Here is a 25,438-nt window from a genome sequence, read left to right on the forward strand (position 1 = left end):
CATATTGGACAAATTCAGCAACATGTACATGTATATACGCTCGGCACCATTTCGGTCATTGTTACTAAACTATACCATTCCTACTCTAACGAAACACTATCCTATCAAGATACTACTCAACAAAATGAACCTTCCCATCCTCCAGCGACGCAATACGCACCAGAGACTCGACTCTGTAACCAGCCTCCTGCAACAGGCGCCCGCCAGGCTGGAAGGCCTTCTCAATCACAATACCGATGCCAACGACCTCCGCTCCTGCCTGCTCCACAATCCTTGTCAGCCCGAAGGCCGCTTCTCCATTAGCCAGAAAATCATCAATGATCAGGATACGCTCACCCTCGTGCAAAAATTTGCGAGACACCGTGATTTCATTCGTCTCCTGCTTAGTAAAAGAATACACTTGCTCAACCCAAATATCCTCTCGCAGCGTGAGAGACTTGTGCTTGCGTGCAAAGATCAGGGGGACATCCAGCTCCAGAGCGGTCATGATGCCTGGTGCAATCCCCGATGATTCAATGGTAAGCAAACGCGTAATGGCCTGATCCGAGAAGCGACGCGTGAATTCACGGCCAATCTCCTTCATAAGCATGGGGTCCATCTGATGATTCAGGAAGGAATCCACCTTCAGCACCGTGTCACTGAGCACAATACCTTCTTTACGCACCTTATCCTGTAAAAGTTGCACGATTTCAACCCCCGATCACCAAATCCATATTTAGAACATCACAAATTTTGTGTAAAATAGGCTGTAGAAACTCAAGCTCGATTCGATTATCTCAAGATAAGGAGTGCCACTGTGTATGAAGAGAAAAGGATTATTACATGAATTCAAGGAGTTTGCTGTACGTGGCAATGTCATTGATCTTGCAGTAGGGGTTATTATCGGAGCAGCCTTCGGCAAAATCGTCACATCTATTGTGAATGATATTTTGATGCCGCCGATCGGTAAAATTCTCGGAGATACAGACTTCTCCAACCTTTACTATCCGCTGGATGAGAATCACCTGAACCCGGATGGCAGCTCCATGTCCCTCGCTCAGGCCCAGGATGCAGGTGTAGCTGTCATTGCTTACGGACAATTCATCAATGTCCTGCTGGATTTCGTTATCGTCGCGTTCTGTATCTTCCTACTCGTCAAGGGCATCAATATGCTCAAGCGTAAGGAACAGGACAAGCCTGCTCCCGAGAAAAAAACCAAGGAATGCCCGTACTGTCTCTCCGAGATTCCTGTGAAGGCTGTACGCTGCTCCCAATGCACTTCCCAACTGGAGGAGTCCGTCAGCTCCTGATCGGCTCGTCCAGTATAGCTCGGGCGAATATCACACGCCCGCGGCGTGGCATGTCTGTGAGCAGCATACCACGTCGCGGGCGCTTATCGTCATGCTGTATGAGTGACTTGTAGCTGATCTCTTGGCCTCTTAACGTCTAGGCAACAGGTTCTCCAGCAAGGCACGAAGATTGCGATCCTCGCTGTACACCTCTTCCCCCGTATCCAATTCCGTCACACGGATATACTTATAGCCAGATTTCGCATCTGTCGGCTTGAACACCAATTCATCCGTCTGATCTGCTCTTACATTGTAGCCCATGTTCCCGAACATTTCTGTCAGCTGATTCATATTCGGTGCAGCCCCATCATCTGTAAAGATCAAGCCTCTTAGCTCTTTGACCTCTTCATCATGCACAACGCGAAAGTGAACGATACATTCCATCACTTCCACCTCCTTAATACCATAATTCGTCACATACACTTCCATAGTCTTATCCAGCTTGCCCCGATCTGCGCAGGTTAACCAGCTGTAATTCCCTTGCCACACTCGGCAAAGCAGGCCGATGGGCGTATAATGTATAACCAACCATACAGCAGACCCTTACCTATAGTTTACCATTCTGATCAAGAGAACTACCCTGCAATTAGCAAAAATTTATGTATTTTATCCAAACACGAGACGCTTAATCAGAACAAGGCCCCATTTCTAATACAGCTTATACAGCTACAATATGCCCACAAAGGAGATTACGAGCATGACAGAGGAACGTTTCGATATCTATGATGAAGAAGATCGGTGGATCGGCACAGCCAGCAGGCATGACACCCATCGCTTAGGCTACTGGCATCACTCATTCCATTGCTGGATTGCTCGGCAGGAGGATGCCCGAAGCTATTTGCTGTTCCAGCAAAGACAGTCCACCAAGGATACCTATCCGGATCTATATGACATCACGGCTGCTGGACATCTGACCGCAGGAGAGGATATGAGTATGGCCGCCCGTGAGCTTCAGGAAGAGTTGGGAGTAAAGGCAGAGCTGCATGAATTGATTCCTTTAGGACATACACGAGAGGAATTACAGGGTTATCTGAATGGAGTGCCGTTCGTGGATCGTGAGGTTAGCTCCGTATTTGGCCTACTGGATCAACGACCACTGCATGCGTACCAGCTTCAGCAAGAGGAAGTAGCAGGGCTGTACGAAGCAGAGCTGGAGGACATGCTGGCTTTATTTGAAGGCAGGCTGCCTACCGTCCACGCCCGAGGTGTGAATGTGGAGGCCAAGTTCGCAGGTAGCTCATCTTCACTGGAAGATCGACAAATCACGGCAGATCAATTCGTTCCTCGTCAGATGGACTACTATCAGCGAGTATGCAGAGCACTATTACACTTCATAGCTGGCAGTAATGAGGTGGACACGCGCCTGCACTAGCGCGTGTATTTATCTACAATGGAGCGGAAGCCTGGACCGTAGCGGGCCGAGAGCTCTGTGCCCATATCGTGCTCCAGCTCGAACAAGATTACTTCCTGTGCAAAATGGTTCAGCAGCAGGCGAGTCATCACCGGGTGCTCAGTTACTACCGCCTGCGCCTGACCTTCTCCGTCCCTCGTGCCGAGTATGCACCAGCGGCGATCAATGATCAGCGAGAAGGCGCGCCCCGTCATAGGCGTCAGCTCGCCGAATGTATCCAAAGGCAGCAAGCGCACGGACGGAGCCTCTCCTCCGTCATACGACCACAGCAGCTTGACGCCTCGCTCCTCCGCCTGTGCAAGCTCCTCTCTAAGGAGCTCAGCTTCCTCGCGGGACACATCCGCAATGACCTCATGCTGTGAGCGACGAAGCTCACGCAGCACGGTATCAATAATGTTCCTGTCCCCTTCCATGTTATAGAAGGGAGACTTATCAGGCTCCGGACGAGGCATTTCCTCTACCACAGCCTCCAGTGATTCCTGTACCTGGCCTGAGATAATCCGTGTTAATTCCTCAGCCGGCAGTACGCTGTACCGCACAGGCTCTCCTTCACTGGTACGCAAATAGCCATGGCTGGCGAGCCGCTGCAAGGCGGCGTACACATTCGAGCGTGAGGCTCCCAGGCGCTTGGCTACTTCATAGCCTGAGGAGGCTCCGTACCGGGCAAGATCCAGCATGGTCTTGCCCTCCATTTCGGTAAATCCCAGATTTCTAAGATGATGCAGCAATCGTTCCATATCCTCTTCGTCCCTCCATGCTGTCGAACGACAGATCCCTGCCTATTCAGCAGGGACCCAGTTGCATCAGATTTGTTCAGCACCGCAGCGGGGACACCACTTGGAGCCTTGTGGCAGCTCAGCAGTACAGATTTGACAGCGTACCAGCTCACGATCCGTATTTACGCGTGGTGCTGCCTGAGCGTCAGTCTGATTGTTCTCCTGCCAGTAGCGGATTCGCTCATCCAACACCTCTTGACGCTTGCGTTCACGTGCCAGCTTCTCTTCCTCCATCTGCTTGGCAGCTAGCTCCTCTTGTCGGCGACGCTCCCACTCTGCATCGAATTCCGCCTTTTCCTCAGGCGAGAAATCATGTTCTGCATAACCGTACCCATCCTCGTCCAATTCCGGCAGCTCGAACTTGCGTTTCTCCTGCCCTTGCTCTGGCGCCTTCTCCAGAGTAGGCTCCTTATGACCCAAGCCACTCTCCCGCAGAATCGAGGAAATGTCGCTTGCTACTGCAGCCTGAGAATGGGCATGAGTATGATTTTGAGTATTACTTTGAGCTTGGGCTTGAGTATGAGCTTGAGTGCGAGATGGCGAGCTGCCGAAGTCATTCGTCAGCTTGCGCCCACACTTCGGACAGAAGTTGGCGTCCAGTGCAGCGGAGGCACCGCATTCGCACAGCCGTTCGTTCTTCAGCTCAGCAATGATCCCACGCAGCCGATCCACATCGTCCTGCAGCTTATCACATTCCTTGGACAGCTGGGTCATTTCCACCTCAGCAATGGACATATCGGAATAACGGTAGCCCTCGTAGAAGACCTGCCCCATCCGCAAGAAATGCACGTCCATCTCTTGCTGGATCGCGTCAATCTGATTATTAATTCTCCCGATCTCTACCGCATGTTGGGCCTTCTCTGTCGCTCTGTTCGCCCCATCTTTAATACGCTGAATAAATTTCATATCTGTATCCTCCTCGTTCCTCTTCAAGCCATATGCCTGCCAGACATCCTCCAGGCGCCTGCACCGTATGAGCCTAACGATATTTCCATGGCTATGGTCAGCCTTGTGGCTAGGTCTATACGCAATCCCCTTTTGCCGGGCTACTGTTGGAAGCGGCCAATCTTCGCTATAATGGATTTCTATATATTCATATTAGTTGTTGGACGCAATTTTCGCTCGAAAGTCGCGCCTGTCTGTTCAGAACATGTCTATCATACCAAAAAGTGTGCTGGAATGTGAAAATGGAAGATTTTGAAAACGAAAGAGGTTTCACAGTATGAACCCCATAAGTACATTTTACCCCCGTCCACTCGGGGTTGCCTATCATACAACACAGCCGGAGGCTTCCAGAGCCTCTCTCGATACCAGCAGGGAGCTAGTGCACGAGCACGAGCCAGATGCTGCTTATTTTCGCGCCCTTGAGCAGGCTGGCATTCTGCTGAATAAGCCGCAGATTGATGCGGTGCGCTACGGACAAGGACCTCTTCTAACCCTGGCTGGTGCAGGCTGCGGCAAGACGACAGTGCTCGCCGCCAGAGCGGGCTATCTCATTACGGTACGTGGTGTAGCCCCGTCTTCACTGCTTCTCGTTACCTTCACCAGTAAAGCTGCTACCGAGATGAAAGAGCGAATCGCCGCATTACCTGGAATTCGACCCGCTGCTGCCAAAGCCGTACAAGCCCGTACGTTCCATTCCTTTGCACTCGCACTGCTCCGGCATCAGGGTGTACAAGAGGAAATCTTCGGAGATACGCAGGCACAGCATACTGTGATGAAAATGCTCCTGCGTCGTCTGCGGTTAAGTGATGCCATGCAGCCAGAGACCATCCTGTCTGCCCTGTCTGCCTGGAAGGGAGAAGGTAGACAGGTGGAGGAGCTGCCTGAGTCCACTCCCGAGGAAGCTGATCTGAAGCAGGTCGTCTTGGGCTACGAGGAATGGAAGCGGGATCGTCATAAAATAGACTTCGACGACATTCTGCTACGGGCAGCGACTATGATGCGTGATCCAGACATCCTGCGTCCACTACAGCGACGCTTCTCTTATATTATGGTCGATGAGTTCCAGGACACCAATGTGCTCCAGTATGAAATGGTACGCAGATTGGCCGCCCCACATCGCAACCTGATGGTTGTGGGTGATGACGACCAGACCATCTACACATTCAATGGTGCGCGTCAGGAGTCCATTCTGGAGTTCGACCGCGTCTATCCGGGAGCCAAGATTATTACCCTGAATATTAATTATCGCAGTGATCCTCGCATTCTCGGCTTGGGCTCACGCATCATCGCTGTAAATCGCCGGAGACGGAAGAAGACTCTCATGTCCGCAGGTCCAGGAGGCCTAGAGCCGCAATACTTCACTCCCGCTCAAGCGGAAGAGGAGGCCGCCCATGTAATCCAGCACCTGACCCAGCAGGTAGAGGAGGGTACGCTGCGTTATGCTGATATCGCTATTCTACACCGTACCGCGAGCGCCAGTCGGGCGATCTTCGAGCAGTTAGTCATGCGGGAGATTCCTTTTGTCCAATATGGTGCGAGCTCCGTATTCTATGATCAGTCCCTGATTCGTCCGCTGATGGATCATCTGCGGCTGGCCCTGAACCCTCGGCTGAAGGAGGCGCTTCCCAGTGTACTTGGCCCCCTCTATGTGCCTCGGGAGTCAGGAATCGAGTATCTCCAGACGGAGGACCGCAAGCAGCCCAAGAAGTATCCGCTCATTCACCTGACCCGTTGGGATCGACTGCAGAACTTCCAGCATGAGCAAGTCAAAGAACGGATTCGCCTGATTAAGAATCTCGCAGGGATGAAGCCTGTAGCAGCCATCCAGGAAATGCGACGCACATTTTATGATAAATATCTGGAGAGCGGTGATCCGGGTACATGGACACACTACAAAGAGACCATTCAGGAAAGTCTGGAGGAGCTTGAGACTGCTGCGCAGCGCTTCGAGACAGTGGAGGATTTCGTAGGCTTCGCTAACGAGCTGACAAGGCGTCATCAAGAAATGGAGCAGCTACAGGCTGCTGCTGACGGGGATGCACTGCATCTCATGACCATTCATCGTGCCAAGGGCCTCGAATTTCCCTGCGTATATTGGATCGGTGCCAGCGAGGGCTTGCTCCCGCACAGCTCGGCTCTAGCCTCCCAGGCACCGGAGGACCTGCGCCAAGGTCAGGCAACTGCGGGCTCTTCAGGCACAACTTTATCCGATACGGATGCCCTGCTTGAAGAAGAACGGCGACTGGCCTACGTAGCGGTCACACGAGCGAAGCATATGCTGTATATTACGTCTCCAGCGTCTCATCATGGGAAGCCTGCCGCTGTATCCCGCTTTCTGCTGGAAGCTTACGGAGTCAAGCAGGTACCCTCTCGCCCTTCGACATCAAGACCGGAGGTCAAGGAACGAGTTAGCGAAGGGCGAAGCCCCCGCACCGTCACCATACCGGTGTGGGTCTGCCCGGATGTGGCTTGCGGAGCCTGGATGCGACAAGACACCCGGGGAGCATCTGGAGCGTCAGCAGCCTCATCTACTAACCGAAGCGGATCGTCAGCAGTTCACCAAAAGACAGGTCAGGCCAGACAAGGAACAGCTGGCCAGGCAGAACAAGCTGGATTTACCAGACAGACGACGCGGGAGGCACCGCCTGCATGTCCGCTATGCTCAGCAGCGATGCAGACGGGTACTCGTGCTGTGCCCGCCAGATAAGATCATAGATCCTTTATATGTATACATTTGGAAGATTCGACACATACGCTATGCACATTTTTTCATAATTTAAGCTCACTTTAAGCGTGAAGCTTTTGCTTGTAAGATTCGGCTTAGTGTACAATAGAATTAAGGCAAGAACAGCCCGAAAAAAACACATACGGCACGTGCAGGGCTATTCAATACGAAAGTGACAGTGTACAGCGCTCAGCAGTACATAATTCGCAGGCTGAATATTAGCAAGACAGGATATCTGGCAGGTCACCACGCTTTAACGAGGCCGTGGATCGTGAAGCCCATCTACCTTTTGGGAACACCGATTGCCAGCACTGCCCTGCTGCGATGTAACTTCCATGTACGGCCGGCTAGGAGAATGCATGTGACTGAATCCAATTCGTCAACTTTGAATCAAATCCCACTCCCGCTTCATGAGTTCCAGCAGCATCTGGAGACTAATCATCAGCTCGCCAAGCAGTTCGAGGAGTGGAAGAAAATACCCGTCATGTACCAGCTCGCTTTGGAGGAGCTCCAGAACAAGATCAAGCTGATTCAGACCGAATGGAAGCTCATGGATGGCTTCAGTCCCATTGAGCATATCAAGACTCGGATCAAGGAGCCCCATAGTATATTGGAAAAGGTCCGCCGTAAAGGATATGAAGTCACGGTGGATAACGTGTTATCCCAGATTCACGACATAGCGGGTATGCGTATCGTATGTGCTTTTGTCAAGGATATCTATCGTCTGCTGGATCATTTGCAGACCCGTGAGGATATACGCATCATAGAAGTAAAGGACTATATTGCTCATCCTAAGCCTAACGGCTATCAAAGTCTGCATGTCATTGTAGAGGTGCCCCTGATCCTGTTCGAGGGCAAGCGCTGGATGAAGGTCGAGATTCAGATGCGTACGCTCGCTATGGATTTCTGGGCCAGCCTGGAGCATATCCTGTATTACAAATTTGACAAACAGGTACCGGAATATGTTGTGACTGAGCTCGCCGAGGCAGCCAAAGCGGCCAATGCGCTGGATGACAAGATGCTGAGTCTGCGTCGTGAAATCCTGTCCCTGAGTGACGGACAGCGACAGCCTTCCTAGTCCCGTTCTTAGCTTGTCCTAATGACAATGTGAACAAAAACGGCCTGCTCCCGGAGCACAAGCTTATGCCCCGAGAGCAGGCCTGACTTGTGACCAGCTCTGCTATGTGGAGCTGGTACTACAGCCAGTGAAGAGAACAAAAAAACAGGTCGAGAACCACTGAGCTGATATGCTCCCATCATAGTAGAAGTAGAAGTTTTGTTTTTTCTACTGTCTACTATGATGGGAGCACTTCACTGAGCTCTGTCCCCGACCTGTTTTTTCTATTGTTAGATCGCTATGACCTTGCATGATCCTCGTCTCATTGCAAGTTCAGTTGCTTCTCCGATACACTACACTTCAATGATTCTCTTGTCACTACAGCTTCATATGATCCTCGTCAAAATACTCCTCCAGCGTCAGTCCCAGCTTGGCTACGTCTTGTGCAAGCTCCTTGCCAAGGTATCGAATGTGCCAAGGCTCATATACATAACCCGTAATACTCTCCTTGCCATCTGGATAGCGAATGACAAAGCCATATTCAGGTCCATGCTCTGCGAGCCATTTGCCTTCTTTGGTGCTGCCAAGCGACTCTTCCAGCGCATTCCCTACACTTGGGCTGGATACGTCGATGGACAGCCCCGTCTGATGCTCACTCATACCAGGGACGGCGCTCACGCGTGATGCATAGGTCTCACCCTTGGTCTTCACGTTGTTGTTATAGATGGCCTCTTGACGTTTGTAGGACCGGTATCCAGAGACAGCGCGCAGCTCTATCCCATCCTGCTCTGCTGCTGCGAAGAGTTCCTCAAGTGCCTGAGCTGCTTCCTTACGCATATGGCGCTTCTCATGAGGGCCGTCGAAGGAGAACGGTACATTCGGCTCGACCAGATCACTAGGCTCATAGCCATCTGGAAGGCTACGCTGCTTGTTCACAATGACAGCAATGGCCTCAGCGTTCGTCACTACAGCCTTGCTTCCCTGCTCCTGTACTGTCGCTTGCAGTGCATTGTTCTGACGTTGTGCCAGCACTGGAGCTGCTGACGAGCTCGAACCGCCTGTAGCCTGTCCCACTCCTGAGTCCCCACCTGCGGCCTGATCTCCCGATGCTTGTCCTGCACCAGTAGATCCAGTAGCAGACCCCGGGGATACCTCAGTGTTGTTGTCGTCAGTGCTGCCGTCTACTGCTGGTGTATCTGTCCCCGGTGCAGCAGGCTGTACAGACTGCTCTCCGCCTTGCTCTCCTTGAGAGGCCGCCAGGTTGTCGCTCTCCTGCTTGCCGGCTCCCCCTTCGCCGCAACCGCCTAGCAGCATTGCTGGCACCAGTAGGCCCGGAATCAACAGTCTTGTCCAAGATTTATAACCGCTCATGCGGTGCTTCATATGCTCCATGAGATAAGCTCCTTCATCTATGTCAGGATGAATATTCGATCTTCAGATCGCACCATCCCATTGTATCCAAATTGTGAATAAGTCACGATGTTCATATAGGACCATGCCATGAACTGAGTAACTGATATAGTCCTATTATAGCCTAATTCGTCTATCAGACGTCTCTTTTCGACAGACTTCCAATTCGTTCCTGCACATTCGCAGCGGCATGCTGACGAACGATGTCGAGTGCCTGAAGCGCCTTAGGGTGATGAGACATCAGGGCGGCTACATCACGAAGCTCAGGCTGAGACACCGGCCCTGTAGATGAGCGAATCTCGAACGTATGCAGTTCGGGGCCTGGTTGATGAAGGGTTCCTTCGGCCGCTGCCTCCGCAATCCACTCACCGAATGCGCCCCCCCCTCGTCTGCCCTCCCCAGACGGATCGACAGCGAGTCGTTCGAGAGGATTACTTCCAGGTGTCCTTCCCCGGTCTCTCGCCCACTCGTCAAATACGCCTGATAACAGCTCCGCCTTCGACAGCCCTGCTGCTTCCAGTCTGAGCAACGGATCAGCCTCTAGCACAGCCAGTGCCTCCGTGGCATGCCTGCACTCCTGCTCTCCACAGCTACAGTCTTCAAGGATAAGGAGGGGCAGCTGTCTTTTGATCCATTCAGATGCCTCTCCCTGCAATAGTTGGTACAGCTCCAGGGGGAAGCCGCGTAGCCTGTTCAATATGCTCTCTCTGGTTGGAAGAGCAAGCAGTTCCGTCTTGCCTGTGACTGTACACACAGGCTGCTCTTGCCGCTCATCGCCCCACTCTGCCGACCATGTCCCTGCAGCCACCTGCAGACTTATTCGCATCTTCATTCCCCCTGCAACCAAATATCATTCTGCAAGGCAACCAAGCCTCGCAGCTCTTCATCTGACATCTCTGTAAGCCAATTCTCGCCAGAGCCGACAACCTGCTCGGACAGCATCTTTTTGCTCTCAATCAGCTCATCAATCCGTTCCTCCAGCGTGCCCTGACAAATCAGCTTGTGCACCTGAACATTGCGGTTCTGTCCAATCCGGAATACACGGTCTGTCGCCTGATTCTCCACAGCGGGATTCCACCAGCGATCATAATGGATGACATGGCTAGCCCGTGTCAGATTCAGACCGACGCCTCCTGCTCGAAGCGAGAGAACGAAGATATCTGGTCCTTCCCCCTGTTGGAATCGCTGCACCAGCTCATCTCTCTGCTGCTTGGACAGCCCGCCGTGGAGGAAAGAAGGACGCTCGTCATACATCCGTGCCAGACGTGATACCAGAAGCTCTCCCATAGCTACATACTGAGTGAAGATCAGTGCTGCTTCTCCATTGGCACGTATGGCCTCGATCAGCTCCAGCAGTCGTTCCATTTTGCCCGAGGCCTCTGACTTGGTATTCTCTCCCCGTTTACTCCCTAATAGAGCAGGGTGATTACAGATCTGCTTCAGCTTCGTCAAGGAGGAGAGGACCAAGCCTTTGCGTGCGATGCCACTTTGTCCATCCAAGGTCCCCATCAATTGATCAACGACGCCCCTGTACATACCCGCCTGCTCTGGAGTCAGCACACAATATGATTTGAGCTCCAGCTTCTCTGGAAGGTCCTTGCGAATATCGGGGTCACTCTTCAATCTGCGCAGCATGAAGGGCGAGACAAGCTTGTGCAGCTCACGTAGCATCTCCTGTCGATCCTCCGCTGCTCCGGTATACCGGTGCCGGAAGGAGGTCGCGCTTCCAAGATAACCAGGATTCAGGAAATGAAAGATCGACCACAGCTCGCTGAGACGGTTCTCAACGGGAGTGCCTGTCATGGCAATCCGATGCGGAGCCGAGAGCTTCATAACGCTCTGCGATTGCTTGGTCCTGGAATTCTTGATGTATTGTGCTTCGTCCAGCACAATGGAGGACCACGATACGGCCGATAGATCGCCTCCGTCGCGACCAGCCAGATGATAGGTCGTCAGTACAATCTCATGATCCATAACCTGGTTCACGAAATCCTCACCATGCAGTCGCTGGCCCCCATGATGGATATATAGCGACAGGTCGGGTGCGAATCGCTGTAGCTCCCGCTGCCAATTGCCGAGCAAGGAGGTCGGGCAGATAATCAGCGCAGGCCCCCTGTTGCTATTGGACGGGCTGTAATCGAGTAGACAGGTAATTACCTGTATTGTCTTTCCCAGTCCCATATCGTCCGCAAGGCACACACCAAAGCCCAGATCACGCATCGCAGACAACCACTGGAAGCCACGCTCCTGATATGGACGCAATTGTCCATGCAGTTGGGGAGGTACCCGCCTTGGAGCAACAGATCTTAGCACACCGCCCTCCAGCAGCGAGCCCAGCAGACCGAACGACTCAGTGCCATAGATGGATATGCCCTTCCAGACGGAGCCCTCCTCTGGGTCCTGCTCGGCAGACAAATGCATCCATTCGGCCAGAGTCATCTCGCCCTCTTCCTGTTTCTTGATGTATCTCAGTACCTGTCGCAGCTCTTTCGGATCAATCTCAACCCATTCGCCTCGCAAGTGTACATAGGGCAGGTTAGTTGCAGCGATGGCTTCAAGCTCCGCCAGTGACAGCACATTCCCACCCAGCACCGCCTCGGCATCGAAGGCTACAATTTGATGCATGCCTAGTGGAGAGGCCTCCACTGCGTTTGTCCCGAACGCAGTACCCTCTGCATGCTCACGCATACGCAGACGCAAGCCTGCACGCTTACGTCCCTCCTTGCTCCATTTGGAGGGCATTTGTACAGCTGCACCGATCTTCTGTAGTCTTGGGACGGATTCGAGCAGGAAAGGATAGAACTGCTCCGGGCTCAAGGTGAAGGCTTCCGGGTAGGGATTCTGCATTGCCCCCTGCACCTCACGCGACACCTCCGCTGCACGTCCCATACTCATGAGTAGCTGCAGACGAAGCTGGCGATAAATGATATGCCCGCGTTCAAGATCAGGCTTGTCATACGTCCATATATCCGCCGCTGATAGACGGAGGGACGGCTCCAGCACACTTTCCGCCCAGAAGGTCACCTGCCAGTTCATAGCTCCCTCCTCCAGAGGAGGCTCAAGACGCAGACACAGGCGTAAGCTCCCTTCCTCAGGCTCTCTTTCTTCCTTCCCACTCTGCGGAATACCTGCTCCATTCAATGAAGCCACCTGTGCATGGAGCTCCTCCATCTCAGCTGGCGTACCCTGAATGGTGATCGGTCGCGTACCTGTCAGCAGACTGTTCCACCATAGATCAGCCAGCGGTGAAGTCCCGCGGCGATAATCCGGGCGCTGCCTGGAGAGCTCGCGCTCACGTTCCGCCGTCGCCTTGCGCATCTCCTGCTGAATGATGGCAGACATGAAGGAATGCAGCACGATCGCTGCGGCTTCTTCCCGAGAGGAAGGATCATGATTCGCAAGCAGCGTTGGCGCAGACAGGCCAATCGCAGGCATTGCTGCTGCTAGCTCACGAAATCTACCGATATCCTCTTCAGATTCCAGTCGTGGCTGCCAGACACCCATCGCAGATTCCTGCACACCGCGTCGTCTGGCACCGCCAGACTGCACCTGCTGGATGCCTGGCACAACCTCGCCTCTATGAATCAGTTCAAGCGCAAACCGCGCCGCTGTCCGCCAATAAGGCAGCTCTTCTCCTGCCCGAATACCTGCAGCAGCACAGTCCTGTTCACTCAAGCGCAGCAGCAGCTCAAGCGCATCTGCAGGCTCCAATGCCAGTCCTTCCAATGTACGTCCGAGCATGGCTCGCCTCTTGCCTCCGCCTGATTGCTCCGCACGTCCAGTATTGGGCACACGCAGCTCAGCCAGCCGCAATGCTGCCTGCCGAAAAGGTTGTATTCCGTTAGATAGCTTCAGTCTTCGTACGACACTGCTCCAGGCATCGACACGTGGCTCAGAAGTCTCACCCGAGAAGCAGAACATTACATCTCCAAGCCAAATTGCGTACAGCGGTTGGTTCATATCAATCTCCCGTCCAGCCTCTAATTGTTACTCTTCATCATATACGAAAATCCCGCCAAATCAAAATGCTTTCGAAATTATGCTGACGCCAAAAAGACGTCCCCGGTATTCTGGAGACGCTTTTTGGGGAGATCAGCCCTACTAGTATTCGCGCGAATGAAGGGACTGAGCTGAAAGGGGAGCTACTTTCTCCCGTAATCCGCCTTGATTTCTCCCCAGCTCTTGGTTTCCCACTTGACTACTTTATTGGTATACGTATTATTCTGCAGCCACCGCTCCGCGCGGTCTACCAGATCCCAGATCTCTCGTGTCGATTCATCGCGCGGCAAAGTGGAGACGGCCTTCTTCTGTCTGACCCATTTCAGGGCGTTGACCGAGTCGCTATAGACTGTCTTGTTGCTGTTCTGATTCTTGAGATACGCAAGTCCATGCACGATGGCCAGGAATTCGCCCAGATTGTTCGTCCCCTTGGCAATTGGCCCGCAAGAGAACAGTACCTCACCAGTGCGGGTGTCGACCCCCTTATACTCCACTGGACCCGGATTTCCGCGTGTGCCTACATCCACCGAAATGCTGTCATAATCAATGTCCGTTGCTGGTGCTCCTCCTGAATGTGCTGTGCCCTTGCCTGCACTGGAGCCCTTGCTTCCCGAGGAGGTTTTGCCTGTACCTGCCACATTACCCCAGATTCCCTTCCAGCCGTGGGCAAATGCCTTCTCCGCCTCTGCCTTGGACGGAAAAGCCTTGAACTTCGCCCCCGTTACACCGCTCACCTGCGTCTGACACTCAGCCCAGCTTGTATAGACACCTGGTGTCTTCCCTTCCCAGACAACATAGAATTTTTGGTTAGCCATAGATCCTCCATGTATGAAAAGATTAGTTTTTAAATTTCATGATCATCAAATGAACCTGTCCAACATAACATTTTATCATGTCATATGTTACATGTGGGCAAAATGGGTATATTCATAATAGATCATTCTTGACCCGCTGGTCATCGCAAATGACCGTAGAGCGAACATTCACTTCAGTTAGGAGGATTTCGAAATGCATCGAAGCCATCCCTTGAAATGGTGGAATATCATTGCTTATGTTGCGGTCATCGTGACCAACTATCTGGCCATGGCACTGCCGATCGGAGGTCGCAGCACATCGGCTGTCTCGGACATGTATCCAACGCTGATTACTCCAGCGGGCTACGCCTTCTCGATCTGGTCGGTCATTTATCTGCTGCTGGCAGGATTCGTAATCTATCAGGCTTTGCCCCGAGGCCAATCCCGGGACTCTGTACAGGGCATCGGAGTCTTCTTCATTCTGAGCTGTCTGTTCAATATCACCTGGATTTTCCTGTGGCAGAATCTCTATATTGAACTGGCTCTCCTCGTGATGCTCCTGCTGCTTCTGTCACTCATCAAAATCTATCGTGCCACCAGGGTATCTTATCCGAGCTCCGGAGAAATATGGTTCGTACGACTCCCATTCAGCCTCTATATGGGTTGGATATCTGTCGCTACAATTCTCAACGTGGCCATTACACTGGAGAAGAATCAATGGAGTGGCTGGGGCCTGAGCGACAGCACCTGGGCCGTCATTGTCCTCTGCATAGGAGCAGCCTTGGCGATTCTGGTCAGCTTCCCATACAGGGACAGTATCTATCCGCTCGTGTTCGTATGGGCCTATATTGCCATAGCCGTCGAGCAGCGAGGTACGCAGAGCGTCTATCTTGCAGCCCTTATTCTGGCGGCCCTGATCCTGATCTATTCCATCTGGCTGCTATTCGCCCGTAGTCAGGATCGCGATTAGCGGAGTTATCTGTGCTGATTGAATGATTGAATCAATGATTCAATCGTCTAGCTCGGCTGAATAATAACACATCCAATCTCTTCACAAAAAAGGGGATCATCCACCGTAGTCTTATCACTACGCGGACAGTCCCCTTTTCCTGTATTATATCTAAGTAACGATTAACCCTTCAGTGCGATGGTCTCGATCTCCACCAAAGCATCCTTTGGAAGACGTGCCACCTCAACTGCACTTCTTGCCGGGTATGGCTGCTCGAAGAAGGAGCTGTACACTTCGTTCACCTTGGCAAAATCGTTCATATCCTTGAGGAACACTGTAGTCTTAACTACATTGCTCAAGCTGCTGCCCGCCTCTTCGAGAATAGCCTTGACATTATTCAGGGAAAGTCGTGCCTGCTCCTCTACACCTTGACCGAACTCACCAGTTGCTGGATCAAGTCCCAGTTGACCTGAGGTAAAAATAAAATCGCCTGCCTGCATAGCCTGACTATACGGGCCGATTGCGCCAGGTGCGCGTTCTGTCGAAATAGGTTTCATATTATGTACTCCCTTCGGTCATCTTTTTGAATACTGAGCCTATTATAGCATTATGCTCAGGGTGTAGGACAAGCTATCCTCACCTTACCATATGAAAAAGGTACCGAAACGCCCGGTACCCTGCTCATACGACATCTATTCTGATTCAGCCTGCAATCATCCTATTGGCATGTCATGTACATAACGACTGTCGACGGATTAATACCCGCCTGCTCCGTGTGTATAGGTCCCCATATTTCCGGCGGCCCCTGTCCCAACTGTTAATCCTGGAGTAATGAATATAATACCGGCACTAAGCGTAAGTAACAAAAAGCATTTCATTTTCCGCATTTTTACGCACTCCTCTGATCATATTTTCATAACTCCGCTGATTTTCAACACGTGTATGCCGTCTAAATTCTTCAAATAATGTCACACATTTGATAAAACCAGCCTTGTCACCCATTTTAATGGATGATGACAAACTTTGGAGTACATATTTTACTGCAAGGTCGAAATTTTGCTGCTGATAATAGTAATATGACAATTCATAACAGAAATTGGCGAATCGTTCGAGGGTGAAGTGCATATTATAATAGCTGCTGCTAGCTTGCTGGCTGTCGATATAGGTGGAGATTCGGTCCTCGAATTGATCAAGTATGCTGCTGACGTCCAGACTGTAGCGGTTCGCAGCCTCCATAATCTTCTCCAGTGCAGGCAGGACCTCGTCTTCATTATGCTCAATATACGCAATGTAAGCAGGCAATACGCTCGTATTGCCTGTCATCAGCTCATAGGCGAAGCCGTTGGCCTTGGCCCAAATGCTGAATTTGCGCACCTCTGCCTTACCCATCTCACCCAATCCCTTGAACCAGCTCAAATCTGTGTAGTACTGCGTATACTGCTTGGCCTCATGATACTTCTTCTGCTTGTCACACGCCGCTGCCTTCATCAGATAGGCATAGCCATAATAGACCACAAGTGGATACTTGGTTGTACGTTCTTCTTCGTTATATGGCTTGTTCTTGCATTCGTATGTATACATGGTGTAAGTATAGTTGCTTAATTCATTCGCCAGCTCGTGAACCCGGTCCAGTCGATTCAGTGTAAAATAGACATTAATCAGTTGGAGCATAGCATCAGGCTGCTCTTCCTCCGGCAAGCGGTTACGGAATGGATCGAATCGAATCGCTGCGCGCAGGTTCATCTCATAATCATCGCTTAGCTGCAGCATGAACAAACGATAGTGGCTACGTGCGAGTCGCTCTGCATGCTGATACTGCTCACTCTCGGCCACCGCCTCGAAGAATGGAGCCGATTCCTTATGATACCCTTCCTGGTATAGCTGCTCTCCTACTGAAAAAATAACAGGGATATGCCCAAGCTCGTCCAATACAGCAGGTAGTGCCGATTGGATACAATCCAATCTTCCCATGCGTGCGCATTGCAGCAGATAAGGCTTCAGACGTGACAGCTTCCATTTGTTATCAACAACGCACTCCTCCAGATACATCGGGTATAGCTCGCCTTCCGGGTGCCCCATCGCCTCCGTGATCCGGTCCAGCTCCTTGAGCGACAACGGTTTCGGAATCTGGTAACGCAAAATAGCACTTAAAGTCCCTTTATTCAGTCCGCAGCGTCTGCTGAATTCCTGAAGTGAACAATTCGTCTGCTCTAAGTACGACGCTATGAGCGAACGCAGTCTATTTCCAACCTCCACATTAGCTCCCTCCCACCATAGTACATATGAACATCACCTTATAATTCACTTTCCCTGCTGCAATACGCATGTAGTCGATTTTGTTACTTTATCCCCCTTCTAGGTAGCATATATAGAGACAGTGTATTTTTTTGAATTTATTGAGATTATATGTAAGAATTAACCAGGGGTCAATGAAACTTTTTAGCTATTTCTCGACGGCAAATTTTACTAAGTCGAAAAGCATGACCACGGAACCACTTCTTTTGTTATTTTCACTATTTTCAGTGTCTGTTTTCAGCGGAAGTGCTCGGATCGAATCGAAAAAAAGCACAAGTATCGCTGACTCGTAAAATACCAAGAATCAGTGAACTTGCGCTTATCCGGAATCTATATTCAATTGCTCAATGTAGGCTGCCACGGCCTCTTCGTTATGTTGTCTGCTCATTGTCCTCCTAGGCTGTAGGCTTTTTGTATTGTTTTTTGGCATACCAGTAACGATTCAAGAGGTCATCCAGTTGTTCGGAGGCTCTCAGTACTCGATCGTCTGTTCGTCCAAACTGATGTGCAGAGTCTAACATTTTTTCACGAAAGTACTCGATTTTCCCCTCCAGCTCTCTCAATTCCACCATAATACCCCTCCTTTTCATCAGGTTTCTTGCCAAGACCTTACGAAATTAGGCCTGTCCACTCCTACTCTGGCTCGTGGCTTACATCTTCAGCTTTAGTGTCACATGTGTTTATAATTTTTTGACATTGCCAAAAAAAATAATCTTTTGTCTTCTATGTTATATATACCCATTTTTTAGCAGCAACGATCATGGAAAGTGCAGATTTTTTTACAAAAGTAGTTTCGAACCTCCCGATTCTCCCTGGATGTGAGACAGACCGTCTTTTGCTGAAGTTTTTCTTACGATAATCGAATGATTCAACTCCGCTGAAAACTTACATTCTATTATCTTAACAAAATGGGAGTACCTGTCGGTTAGACAGAGCACTCCCATGTATTCGTTCGCTTCTCATGAGCGATAGTTATAGATCACTGCGTCGGATCGGAGCCCAGCGCGTGAATGACTTCATTCGGGTACACATGGACTCCTCTAGCACCCGCTAGAGCTATGCGAACCATTGCCTTGGCAATAGCTGCCGCCGGAATGGCCCGATAAGCAGACAGCCTTCCGTTCCATAGTGGTGACGTGAGCTTCATGAGAACCGCAGCAGCCCGCTCGCCTGCTCTTCGCTCTGATCGCTCACCCAGAATGAGGGATGGACGAAACAGATGCAATGCAGGCAACCCCACTTCGGCCAGCGCTTCCTCAGCCTCGCCTTTTGTACGGCTGTAGAAGATTCGTGAATGCGGATTGGCACCAGCGGATGAGACAGCGAGCATCTGTACGACACCTGCCTGTCGTGCCAGCTTCGCTGCCTGCAGTGGATATTCCAGATCCACAAGCCTGAACCTCTCCTGCGACCCCGCCTTCTTGATCGTAGTACCAAGCGCACAGTACAGATCATGCACCCCCTCAAATACATGAGCGGATTGCTCCAGCTCATCCCACGAGATGACGTGCTCGGTCAGCTTAGGGTGCTGGATGCCAAGCGGTTTACGAGTAAGGACCTTCACCTCTGCATAGGCGGGGTTCTCCAGCAGTTCTCTTACGATCAGGCCTCCTACCAGTCCTGTCGCCCCTATAATCAATCCCTTACGATCCATGCAATTGTCTTCTCCTCTTCCTATATCCTTGCTTGCGGCCTGACTCCTCCAATGGTAAGGACTCTGACGTGTAGAGGGGCAGATACAACGCGAACGTGCTCCCCTCGCCCTCTGCACTGTCCAAGCGAATAAAGCCTCCCATCAGACGCGCCAAGTCCCGACTAATAGACAATCCCAGGCCCGTTCCTCCATACTTGCGGCTAATCGATCCGTCCGCCTGCTGGAAGGCCTCGAAGATATAATGCTGCTTCTCCGAAGAGATGCCGATCCCTGTATCCTTCACTGCAAATACAACCCATTCACCTTCCAGTTCAGGCTCTACAAGCTTGCGCTTATGGATACTCAATGTCACACTGCCCTCATGAGTGAACTTGAACGCATTAGACAGCAGGTTCCGCAGAATCTGCTGAATACGCTGCGGGTCAGAATTCATCTGGGCCGGGCAATCCTCAGAGGTCTCTAGCTGGAATATCAGGCCCTTGTTGCGGGCAGTAATCTCAAAATTCACCATCATGACCTGGCCGAGCTCCAGCACATTGACGGGCTCCATGACAATTTCCATTTTCCCGGCTTCCACCTTGGAGAGATCCAGAATATCATTGATCAGCTGCAATAGATCTTGTCCTGATGCGTGGATAATACCTGAATATTGCTTAAGGCTGTCCTCCTCCATCTCCTTACCCTGCTCGTTAATAATCTGGGCAAGGTTAATGATGCTATTTAGCGGAGTACGAAGCTCATGAGACATGGTTGCCATGAATTCGGATTTATATTTGGAAGCCATCATTAGCTGCTTGGCTCGTTCCTCCAGAATCAGCTTGGCCTGCTGCAGCTCGTCCCTCTGCCTTGAGAGCAGACGGTTGGCCTGGATAATCTGATGGTTGCGTCTTTGATCCATTTGGAAATCACGCAGCATCAATGCGAACAGATAGCTTAACACTATGCCTAACGGCAGCGTATAGGGCACGATATGCCCCAAATAATGGGCTGTAGGAATAACCCCGAACATCGCAATATTAATGACATTCGCTATATTAACAATTCCTATTACAATGGAAGCCTTGACGATAAGTCGATAGCTGGAGTGCCGCATCCAATAGTTCAATCCGGCTCCAAGCACTCCTAATATACTCATATTGATAAAGCCCGCGATAGAAGCTTCATTGAACCCAAGGGTGAAGCGCACTAGTCCCGTGAGCACCCCGATCAGCACCAGCACAGAGGCATGAGGATAGACCAATATGGCGATGATCAGCGGGACGAACCTGAGGTCGAAGATAACTTCCTCGTTAAAATTAAAGCCGAATGCGGAGCTGATCCAGCCACACAAAATGATGAACAGGACAGAACTCACATATTTTACAGCGGTAGAGGCCTTGGTCAGTACATATTTATAAAATACGTTCGCACAGTATGCCACTGCGATCAGCATACCTAAATTCAGCAGGAACATCTTTGAATATTCCATAGCTTCCCCCTGCTATCCAGAATAGAAGTCCCTAACCTAGGGATGGCTCACATACTCTTCCATCATACCATGAAGTGATTTGATTCGACACTCGTGCTAAGGTATCGAATTTTCATCTTGAAAGTTAATGATTTACTTTTAGCGCACTATATGTTATAGTGATAAATGTATGATTTAACCCCATATGATTCCTCGCAACAAGTACACTCCGCTCACCGCTGGAGTTCATTCAATTTTTTTCATCACCCAACGTGTAGAATTTTGAGCTTTTTGCAGTATATTTTGCATTCACACTGGCGCGGTCATCGGAGCCGCAAGGATGGAAGAGAGGTAGGGCTTTCGTCGTTTGGCAAATGAATTGATGGAATCGAATGCCCTGTTACCGGGATGGTAACTGCCTTCATACTAGCGAAGGTGGCAAGGGGTTAGTATATAGAATACAGGCTGACAAGTGTGTACGTCGCCACAGAGAGACTGCCCCCATCTTAGATGGTAGGGCGGTCTTTTTTTCCAATAAAATGAGCCGAAGAGACTCACTGGGCAAAAAAATAACCCGTCCAGTATGGGCGGGTTCATTCACACTTGATGAAAGAAAGGGGTTAATATCTGTAGTATAGGCGGCCTACCTTAAAATCAAATGATATGAACCTTAAAGAAAGATTAAATTAAACACCTCTACAAGGATTAATAATCGGTCCAGTATCTATAGGCCTCATCATCTTGTGAAGGGCGCTGAGGCAAGGGTCTCTTGGTCTGGGTGTTTCCCTCGGGACGCTCCCATCCCTCCAGAATGACCGCCTGCATAAAAGAGGACTTGTCGTCCCATCGAATATACGCCTGCTGCTCCAAATGGATGAAGGCGTTCGTTATCTCCTGCTTGCTCCGCCCAGTCCTCACCTGAAGCTCTCGTTCATTGGGCATCCGCCGCTGCTGCGCATAGAAATTGTACAGGATACGCAGTAGCTTGCGCTCAAGATCTGGCAGCATGGAACCCCTCCTTCATGAACTGGAATAAAACATATTCTATCTGCTTGCATGAATTAGAAAGCAACACCACACCAACCACCAACATGATCTCAACATAAGCAGTTGAACATAAGTGACCCAACAAAATGATCACCAAAAATAACTCTAGAAAACAAGAACATTTGTTCCTATTTTAACAGCTACTAATGCTGTTGGCAACCCTGTGCCGCATCCAAAAAAAACACAGCTTCAACTGAAGCTGTGCTCTGCCCCATATATGCCTTGGTTCATCAACCATTGTCTCTCTCCTGGCGGCCTACAGAATACATCCACCATGCGATACTGCCAATGCCTCCAAGAGCCAGTGCTGAAAAAAACAGGATATACAACAAATGGGTCATTTGTGACATCACAATCGCCTCCTACTTGTTGTATACCCTTATTGTAAGTCTGATTATACCTTAAGAGCTGCTTTTGCTGGGTTCACCAGGCTTACCGCCTCTACGCTTCACCAGAACGATAATGATAGCAACTACAAAAAAGATACAGGAAAGCGCAACAGCCAACGTATGGGAAATACCTCGAACATCCTCTTGCTGAATCCCGTTCGATATCGTGTAGCTTGCCCCCTGCATGATCATCAGTGTACTGAATAGCACAATCGGGCTGAGAATAATCAGACTAGCAATTCGCTTCTTGCCTGCGACCAGCACGACACTCCCCGCCGCAACGATCAGCAGCAGCCAGTACAGCAAGGCTTCTATCAAAATTGAATTTCCCAACATGTTCACTCCTCTACACATAGAACTAATATCGTCCTGCAATCCGTCATCTAAATCACTATTTGTGCAATCATATTGTAACAGACTGCAGTCCATCCTCCAACCGCAGCCCTGCTTTCTGAACCGTCTTTTATTAGCGCCTGGACCAGATCAAATAAGCGAGTAGAGCTGATATAAATCTACACTATTGCTTAATACAACGAAGAGCACCCCTTGCCTCCAAGGCTCAGGGTACCCTCGTCTGATTTCCACCTTAACAGTTCTATGCAGCCTGCTTCTTAATGTGCGCCCTTCTTGGTGAAGCCACCGCCATACACGTCAGCCACATCCTCGACGGCGACAAAGGCCGACTTGTCTACTTCCTGCACGACGCTCTTCAGCGTAGACAGCTCCAGTCTGCTGACTACACAGTAGATCACTTGAGTCTCCTCCTTGGTGAAGCCTCCTCTGGCGTACAGGTAGGTAGTGCTTCTGCCCAGACGTGTCATAATAGCCTCGGACATCTCCTCGTATTCACTCGTAATGATCGTGACAGATTTGGATTCATCCAGACCTTCAACGACGATATCCATGACCTTCGAGGCAATGTAGAACGTAAAGATGGAATACATCGCCGAATCCCAGCCCAGAATAAAGCCTGCCACGATGAAAATAACCACGTTAATGATGAGAATGATCTGTCCGACGGAGATGTTGATTTTTTTGGAGATCAGGATCGCCAGAATCTCAGCACCGTCGGTAGTCCCTCCCAGGCGAAGCACCAGACCGACTCCCAATCCCAGTAGCAGTGCTCCGAATAATACTGCGAGCAGCTTGTCATCTGTGAAGGCCTCTACATGGTGGAGATAGCCGGTTGTAAGCGACAGAATCACAATCCCGTATAGAGCTGACAAGGCAAAGGTCTTGCCTACTTGTCTGTATCCGATGAACAGGAACGGAAGATTCAGAACGAACAGAAAGATCCCGAGTGGAAGTCCGGTCACATTTGCAATCATTAGAGAAATCCCTGTAATCCCGCCGTCAATAATCGCATTCGGAACGAGAAACAGCTCCAGTGACACCCCTGCCAGAATTGCTCCCGCTGTAATAAAGAGGAACTTCAATAGCAATTCAGTGGGTGTAAGTTTCTTGGGTTTATGTACCATAACCAATCCTTTCTTCAAGCAGATTAGCTTAATTTTAATATTTTTCAACCACTTGGTAAATGCTTCATCCTTACAAGTCGTTATCCGTTCTACTCATCAGGTACAAAAAAGACCGGTCCATAGGCTGGAAGCCGGTCAAACATGACACCTATACATTCTACCCCATACCCAGCGCAATATCCTAAAGGACCTTCAAAAGCCTCATTCGCCCAATCATGACCTTCAAGCACCGTAGTTAGATACAAAGAAACCGGAAAGTCCAAAGCGGAGTCTCCGGATTCCGTTAATTCATATGAGAAATTGATCTTAATAACCTTCTCTTTCTCTTCTTTCTGCAGCCCAATCTCTAATTTTCAAATGTAAAGCAATGTTTCCTACAAATCTCAATGTATCGTTTTCTTGTACGGAAGCATCATATTCAAATTCATCAAGAGCAAAAATGTATGTTATGTGTTCGTAACCAATATCTTTGTTACACGCAGCCTTAACTTCATCCACTATGCTCTCAAAACCAGAAAAACCCCCCTCAGGTAACCATAGAGAAATAGCCTGATCGTAATCTATAAATCTGTTTTTTATTTTGAAATCTTTCTCGAATTTAGAACCGCCTTTTTTCGCAATAAAGTTCAATTTAACTTTTTCAAATGAAGGCTCCTTCGACACCCAGACAGAATGCATTGACTCAACCGTTTTATATATCATTTTATCACCTCAAAAAGGAAGATCATATGTACCAATGGTAAACGCGAACTAACATCACCACAACATGGGATATTCATATCACCTATCAATGGCAGAGACAACAAGATCTTGATCGGGTTGTCTAGCCAGCACTAATTCTCCACATCATGGTGATGGAGTATACGAGCAGATTTTGCCGCGCCAAAACTTACTTCCTCCGATACCACAGCGCCAGAAACAAGACAATAGACAACAGCAGGAGTGACATCGTATTCGTAATCAGGAAAGCATACCCGGTGCCGCTAGTGATGAGATCCAATGCATAGATCTCCATTAGCAGAACCCCAGTGAACATGGATATAACGGTGTTCAAATGGAGCCCCCTGGCTGAGAGTTCTCTACACATCAATACAATTTGGGGCACCCAGCCTACGGATAAGATGACACCGCCGATCAATTGCAGTATGGCAAATAGCACATCGCCCATCTCCTTTACCCGAGCAGTATATGCCCAGGTGTAGAGATGGTTACGATGCAGCGGAGTACTTTGTCTTGAGTTTCGCGCTGACTTGGCCTTCTTGGAGACACTAATGCTGCTCAAGAGCGGGAATAGTTATCCTGTTACCGATTGTTCCCCTATGTATGTATGAATAGCCGTGGTCCAGTCCAGCACCAGACATATCTAATTCAGGTCCTTACTACGCAACGCCGACAGCTTGGAGGTGACCGATTGCAGCTTCAGGCTACGCGAGGATTCCTTGTCACGACGATCATCAATCTTCACCGAGGTGGACACCCGTCCTGCCCCTGCTTGAAACGGCGCTTCATGTAGCGCAGCAATTGCAGTAAATACATCGTCAAGCGATCCCTCAATGATCGTGCTCATCGAAGTAAGCTCGTAGGAGATTCCTTTCTGCGTAGCCAGTACGCGCTGCATATCTGCCACATAGTCACTCAGACTTGTAGTTCCAGTACCAATTGGGATGACGGTCACTTCAGCGATTGCCATTGGCTGCTCCTCCTTCAAATTGGATCATCTAAACTCTATTCTAC

General features: G+C 50.2%; 24 protein-coding genes. 5 read left to right on the plus strand and 19 right to left on the minus strand.

Translation table 11 applies throughout. The features are described 5' to 3' along the window. Positions 1–112 precede the first annotated feature (112 nt). Positions 113–685, minus strand: a complete 573-nt coding sequence (locus tag D328_RS0121375; RefSeq protein WP_018887086.1) for a xanthine phosphoribosyltransferase — start codon at positions 683–685, stop codon at positions 113–115. Positions 686–800: 115 nt separating this feature from the next. Between D328_RS0121375 and mscL the strand changes: the two genes are divergently transcribed. Then, positions 801–1,289 carry a large conductance mechanosensitive channel protein MscL gene (mscL, locus tag D328_RS0121380; protein WP_018887087.1) on the plus strand — a complete coding sequence of 163 codons (489 nt, stop codon included), beginning with the start codon at positions 801–803 and terminating at the stop codon, positions 1,287–1,289. A gap of 129 nt (positions 1,290–1,418) precedes the next feature. Here mscL and D328_RS0121385 read toward each other — a convergent pair whose 3' ends face one another. Further along, positions 1,419–1,712, minus strand: coding sequence for a hypothetical protein (locus D328_RS0121385; protein ID WP_018887088.1), 294 nt, complete (start codon positions 1,710–1,712; stop codon positions 1,419–1,421). Positions 1,713–2,025: 313 nt separating this feature from the next. Between D328_RS0121385 and D328_RS29550 the strand changes: the two genes are divergently transcribed. Continuing rightward, complete coding sequence (locus D328_RS29550) at positions 2,026–2,700, plus strand: NUDIX hydrolase (protein WP_018887089.1); 675 nt, start codon at positions 2,026–2,028, stop codon at positions 2,698–2,700. Here D328_RS29550 and D328_RS0121395 read toward each other — a convergent pair. Both D328_RS0121395 and D328_RS0121400 read right to left on the minus strand, forming a co-directional pair. Next, positions 2,697–3,476, minus strand: coding sequence for a TrmB family transcriptional regulator (locus D328_RS0121395; protein ID WP_018887090.1), 780 nt, complete (start codon positions 3,474–3,476; stop codon positions 2,697–2,699). The two genes, D328_RS29550 and D328_RS0121395, sit on opposite strands and share 4 nt — an antisense overlap. A 66-nt stretch (positions 3,477–3,542) precedes the next feature. Next, the gene (locus tag D328_RS0121400; protein WP_018887091.1) at positions 3,543–4,421 is read right to left on the minus strand and encodes a zinc ribbon domain-containing protein; all 879 of its coding nucleotides are present in this window, start codon (positions 4,419–4,421) and stop codon (positions 3,543–3,545) included. A gap of 316 nt (positions 4,422–4,737) precedes the next feature. Here D328_RS0121400 and D328_RS0121405 point away from each other — a divergent pair, with 316 nt between their 5' ends. Both D328_RS0121405 and D328_RS0121410 read left to right on the plus strand, forming a co-directional pair. Further along, positions 4,738–7,167 carry an ATP-dependent helicase gene (locus D328_RS0121405; protein ID WP_018887092.1) on the plus strand — a complete coding sequence of 810 codons (2,430 nt, stop codon included), beginning with the start codon at positions 4,738–4,740 and terminating at the stop codon, positions 7,165–7,167. Positions 7,168–7,540: 373 nt separating this feature from the next. After that, positions 7,541–8,263, plus strand: coding sequence for a GTP pyrophosphokinase (locus D328_RS0121410; RefSeq protein WP_026281316.1), 723 nt, complete (start codon positions 7,541–7,543; stop codon positions 8,261–8,263). Positions 8,264–8,620: 357 nt separating this feature from the next. Here the strand turns inward: D328_RS0121410 and D328_RS0121415 are convergent, their stop codons facing one another. The 4 genes from D328_RS0121415 to rnhA all read right to left on the minus strand — a co-directional run bounded on the left by D328_RS0121415 (position 8,621) and on the right by rnhA (position 14,466). Further along, positions 8,621–9,634 (minus strand): M15 family metallopeptidase, encoded by a 1,014-nt coding sequence (locus D328_RS0121415; RefSeq protein ID WP_018887094.1) that lies wholly within the window; start codon positions 9,632–9,634, stop codon positions 8,621–8,623. A 154-nt stretch (positions 9,635–9,788) separates the two neighbouring features. Next, positions 9,789–10,478 (minus strand): hypothetical protein, encoded by a 690-nt coding sequence (locus D328_RS0121420; protein ID WP_018887095.1) that lies wholly within the window; start codon positions 10,476–10,478, stop codon positions 9,789–9,791. Between the two features lie 2 nt (positions 10,479–10,480). After that, positions 10,481–13,612 (minus strand): DEAD/DEAH box helicase, encoded by a 3,132-nt coding sequence (locus D328_RS0121425; RefSeq protein ID WP_018887096.1) that lies wholly within the window; start codon positions 13,610–13,612, stop codon positions 10,481–10,483. Positions 13,613–13,794: 182 nt separating this feature from the next. Continuing rightward, the gene (gene rnhA / locus D328_RS0121430; RefSeq protein ID WP_018887097.1) at positions 13,795–14,466 is read right to left on the minus strand and encodes a ribonuclease H; all 672 of its coding nucleotides are present in this window, start codon (positions 14,464–14,466) and stop codon (positions 13,795–13,797) included. A 193-nt stretch (positions 14,467–14,659) separates the two neighbouring features. Between rnhA and D328_RS0121435 the strand changes: the two genes are divergently transcribed. Further along, positions 14,660–15,415 carry a tryptophan-rich sensory protein gene (locus tag D328_RS0121435; RefSeq protein WP_018887098.1) on the plus strand — a complete coding sequence of 252 codons (756 nt, stop codon included), beginning with the start codon at positions 14,660–14,662 and terminating at the stop codon, positions 15,413–15,415. Between the two features lie 161 nt (positions 15,416–15,576). Here D328_RS0121435 and D328_RS0121440 read toward each other — a convergent pair whose 3' ends face one another. The 11 genes from D328_RS0121440 to D328_RS0121495 form a co-directional block, all read right to left on the minus strand. Then, positions 15,577–15,951, minus strand: a complete 375-nt coding sequence (locus tag D328_RS0121440) for a RidA family protein (protein WP_018887099.1) — start codon at positions 15,949–15,951, stop codon at positions 15,577–15,579. Between the two features lie 292 nt (positions 15,952–16,243). Then, on the minus strand, positions 16,244–17,650 hold the full coding sequence (locus D328_RS0121445) for a helix-turn-helix domain-containing protein (protein WP_018887100.1): 1,407 nt from the start codon (positions 17,648–17,650) through the stop codon (positions 16,244–16,246). A gap of 434 nt (positions 17,651–18,084) precedes the next feature. Continuing rightward, positions 18,085–18,261, minus strand: coding sequence for an aspartyl-phosphate phosphatase Spo0E family protein (locus D328_RS30835; protein ID WP_018887101.1), 177 nt, complete (start codon positions 18,259–18,261; stop codon positions 18,085–18,087). A 407-nt stretch (positions 18,262–18,668) separates the two neighbouring features. Next, positions 18,669–19,343, minus strand: coding sequence for an NAD(P)H-binding protein (locus tag D328_RS0121455; RefSeq protein WP_018887102.1), 675 nt, complete (start codon positions 19,341–19,343; stop codon positions 18,669–18,671). Next, positions 19,333–20,811, minus strand: coding sequence for an ATP-binding protein (locus tag D328_RS0121460; protein WP_018887103.1), 1,479 nt, complete (start codon positions 20,809–20,811; stop codon positions 19,333–19,335). Before D328_RS0121460 ends, D328_RS0121455 begins: the two co-directional genes overlap by 11 nt. Before the next feature lie 684 nt (positions 20,812–21,495). Next, entirely contained in the window at positions 21,496–21,798 is a 303-nt protein-coding gene (locus D328_RS0121465) for a hypothetical protein (protein ID WP_018887104.1), read from the minus strand. Between the two features lie 440 nt (positions 21,799–22,238). Then, the gene (locus tag D328_RS29555; RefSeq protein ID WP_154659253.1) at positions 22,239–22,562 is read right to left on the minus strand and encodes a hypothetical protein; all 324 of its coding nucleotides are present in this window, start codon (positions 22,560–22,562) and stop codon (positions 22,239–22,241) included. A 275-nt stretch (positions 22,563–22,837) separates the two neighbouring features. Next, entirely contained in the window at positions 22,838–23,704 is an 867-nt protein-coding gene (locus tag D328_RS0121480; RefSeq protein ID WP_018887107.1) for a YitT family protein, read from the minus strand. Positions 23,705–24,010: 306 nt separating this feature from the next. After that, positions 24,011–24,406: a hypothetical protein gene (locus D328_RS0121485; protein WP_018887108.1), complete on the minus strand. Its 396-nt coding sequence runs from the start codon at positions 24,404–24,406 to the stop codon at positions 24,011–24,013. Between the two features lie 187 nt (positions 24,407–24,593). Further along, positions 24,594–24,986 carry a hypothetical protein gene (locus D328_RS0121490; RefSeq protein WP_154659256.1) on the minus strand — a complete coding sequence of 131 codons (393 nt, stop codon included), beginning with the start codon at positions 24,984–24,986 and terminating at the stop codon, positions 24,594–24,596. Between the two features lie 81 nt (positions 24,987–25,067). Beyond that, positions 25,068–25,394, minus strand: a complete 327-nt coding sequence (locus tag D328_RS0121495) for an MTH1187 family thiamine-binding protein (protein WP_018887110.1) — start codon at positions 25,392–25,394, stop codon at positions 25,068–25,070. Between the last annotated feature and the right edge of the window lie 44 nt (positions 25,395–25,438).

This window comes from Paenibacillus massiliensis 2301065 = DSM 16942, from assembly GCF_000377505.1.
Classification (GTDB): Bacteria; Bacillota; Bacilli; order Paenibacillales; family Paenibacillaceae; genus Paenibacillus; species Paenibacillus massiliensis.

What these genes read in the sequence shown, in the direction of transcription:
- D328_RS0121435 (WP_018887098.1), top strand. Translation starts at nt 14,660, where the DNA reads ATGCATCGAAGCCATCCCTTGAAATGGTGGAATATCATTGCTTATGTT.
- D328_RS0121440 (WP_018887099.1), bottom strand. Translation starts at nt 15,951, where the DNA reads ATGAAACCTATTTCGACAGAACGCGCACCTGGCGCAATCGGCCCGTAT.
- D328_RS29555 (WP_154659253.1), bottom strand. Translation starts at nt 22,562, where the DNA reads ATGTTGGGAAATTCAATTTTGATAGAAGCCTTGCTGTACTGGCTGCTG.
- D328_RS0121465 (WP_018887104.1), bottom strand. Translation starts at nt 21,798, where the DNA reads ATGCTGCCAGATCTTGAGCGCAAGCTACTGCGTATCCTGTACAATTTC.
- D328_RS0121410 (WP_026281316.1), top strand. Translation starts at nt 7,541, where the DNA reads ATGCATGTGACTGAATCCAATTCGTCAACTTTGAATCAAATCCCACTC.
- D328_RS29550 (WP_018887089.1), top strand. Translation starts at nt 2,026, where the DNA reads ATGACAGAGGAACGTTTCGATATCTATGATGAAGAAGATCGGTGGATC.
- D328_RS0121420 (WP_018887095.1), bottom strand. Translation starts at nt 10,478, where the DNA reads ATGCGAATAAGTCTGCAGGTGGCTGCAGGGACATGGTCGGCAGAGTGG.
- mscL (WP_018887087.1), top strand. Translation starts at nt 801, where the DNA reads ATGAAGAGAAAAGGATTATTACATGAATTCAAGGAGTTTGCTGTACGT.
- D328_RS0121385 (WP_018887088.1), bottom strand. Translation starts at nt 1,712, where the DNA reads ATGGAATGTATCGTTCACTTTCGCGTTGTGCATGATGAAGAGGTCAAA.
- D328_RS0121480 (WP_018887107.1), bottom strand. Translation starts at nt 23,704, where the DNA reads ATGGTACATAAACCCAAGAAACTTACACCCACTGAATTGCTATTGAAG.
- D328_RS0121495 (WP_018887110.1), bottom strand. Translation starts at nt 25,394, where the DNA reads ATGGCAATCGCTGAAGTGACCGTCATCCCAATTGGTACTGGAACTACA.
- D328_RS0121460 (WP_018887103.1), bottom strand. Translation starts at nt 20,811, where the DNA reads ATGGAATATTCAAAGATGTTCCTGCTGAATTTAGGTATGCTGATCGCA.
- D328_RS0121395 (WP_018887090.1), bottom strand. Translation starts at nt 3,476, where the DNA reads ATGGAACGATTGCTGCATCATCTTAGAAATCTGGGATTTACCGAAATG.
- D328_RS0121415 (WP_018887094.1), bottom strand. Translation starts at nt 9,634, where the DNA reads ATGGAGCATATGAAGCACCGCATGAGCGGTTATAAATCTTGGACAAGA.
- D328_RS0121400 (WP_018887091.1), bottom strand. Translation starts at nt 4,421, where the DNA reads ATGAAATTTATTCAGCGTATTAAAGATGGGGCGAACAGAGCGACAGAG.
- D328_RS0121485 (WP_018887108.1), bottom strand. Translation starts at nt 24,406, where the DNA reads ATGATATATAAAACGGTTGAGTCAATGCATTCTGTCTGGGTGTCGAAG.
- rnhA (WP_018887097.1), bottom strand. Translation starts at nt 14,466, where the DNA reads ATGGCTAACCAAAAATTCTATGTTGTCTGGGAAGGGAAGACACCAGGT.
- D328_RS0121425 (WP_018887096.1), bottom strand. Translation starts at nt 13,612, where the DNA reads ATGAACCAACCGCTGTACGCAATTTGGCTTGGAGATGTAATGTTCTGC.
- D328_RS0121455 (WP_018887102.1), bottom strand. Translation starts at nt 19,343, where the DNA reads ATGGATCGTAAGGGATTGATTATAGGGGCGACAGGACTGGTAGGAGGC.
- D328_RS0121405 (WP_018887092.1), top strand. Translation starts at nt 4,738, where the DNA reads ATGAACCCCATAAGTACATTTTACCCCCGTCCACTCGGGGTTGCCTAT.
- D328_RS30835 (WP_018887101.1), bottom strand. Translation starts at nt 18,261, where the DNA reads ATGGTGGAATTGAGAGAGCTGGAGGGGAAAATCGAGTACTTTCGTGAA.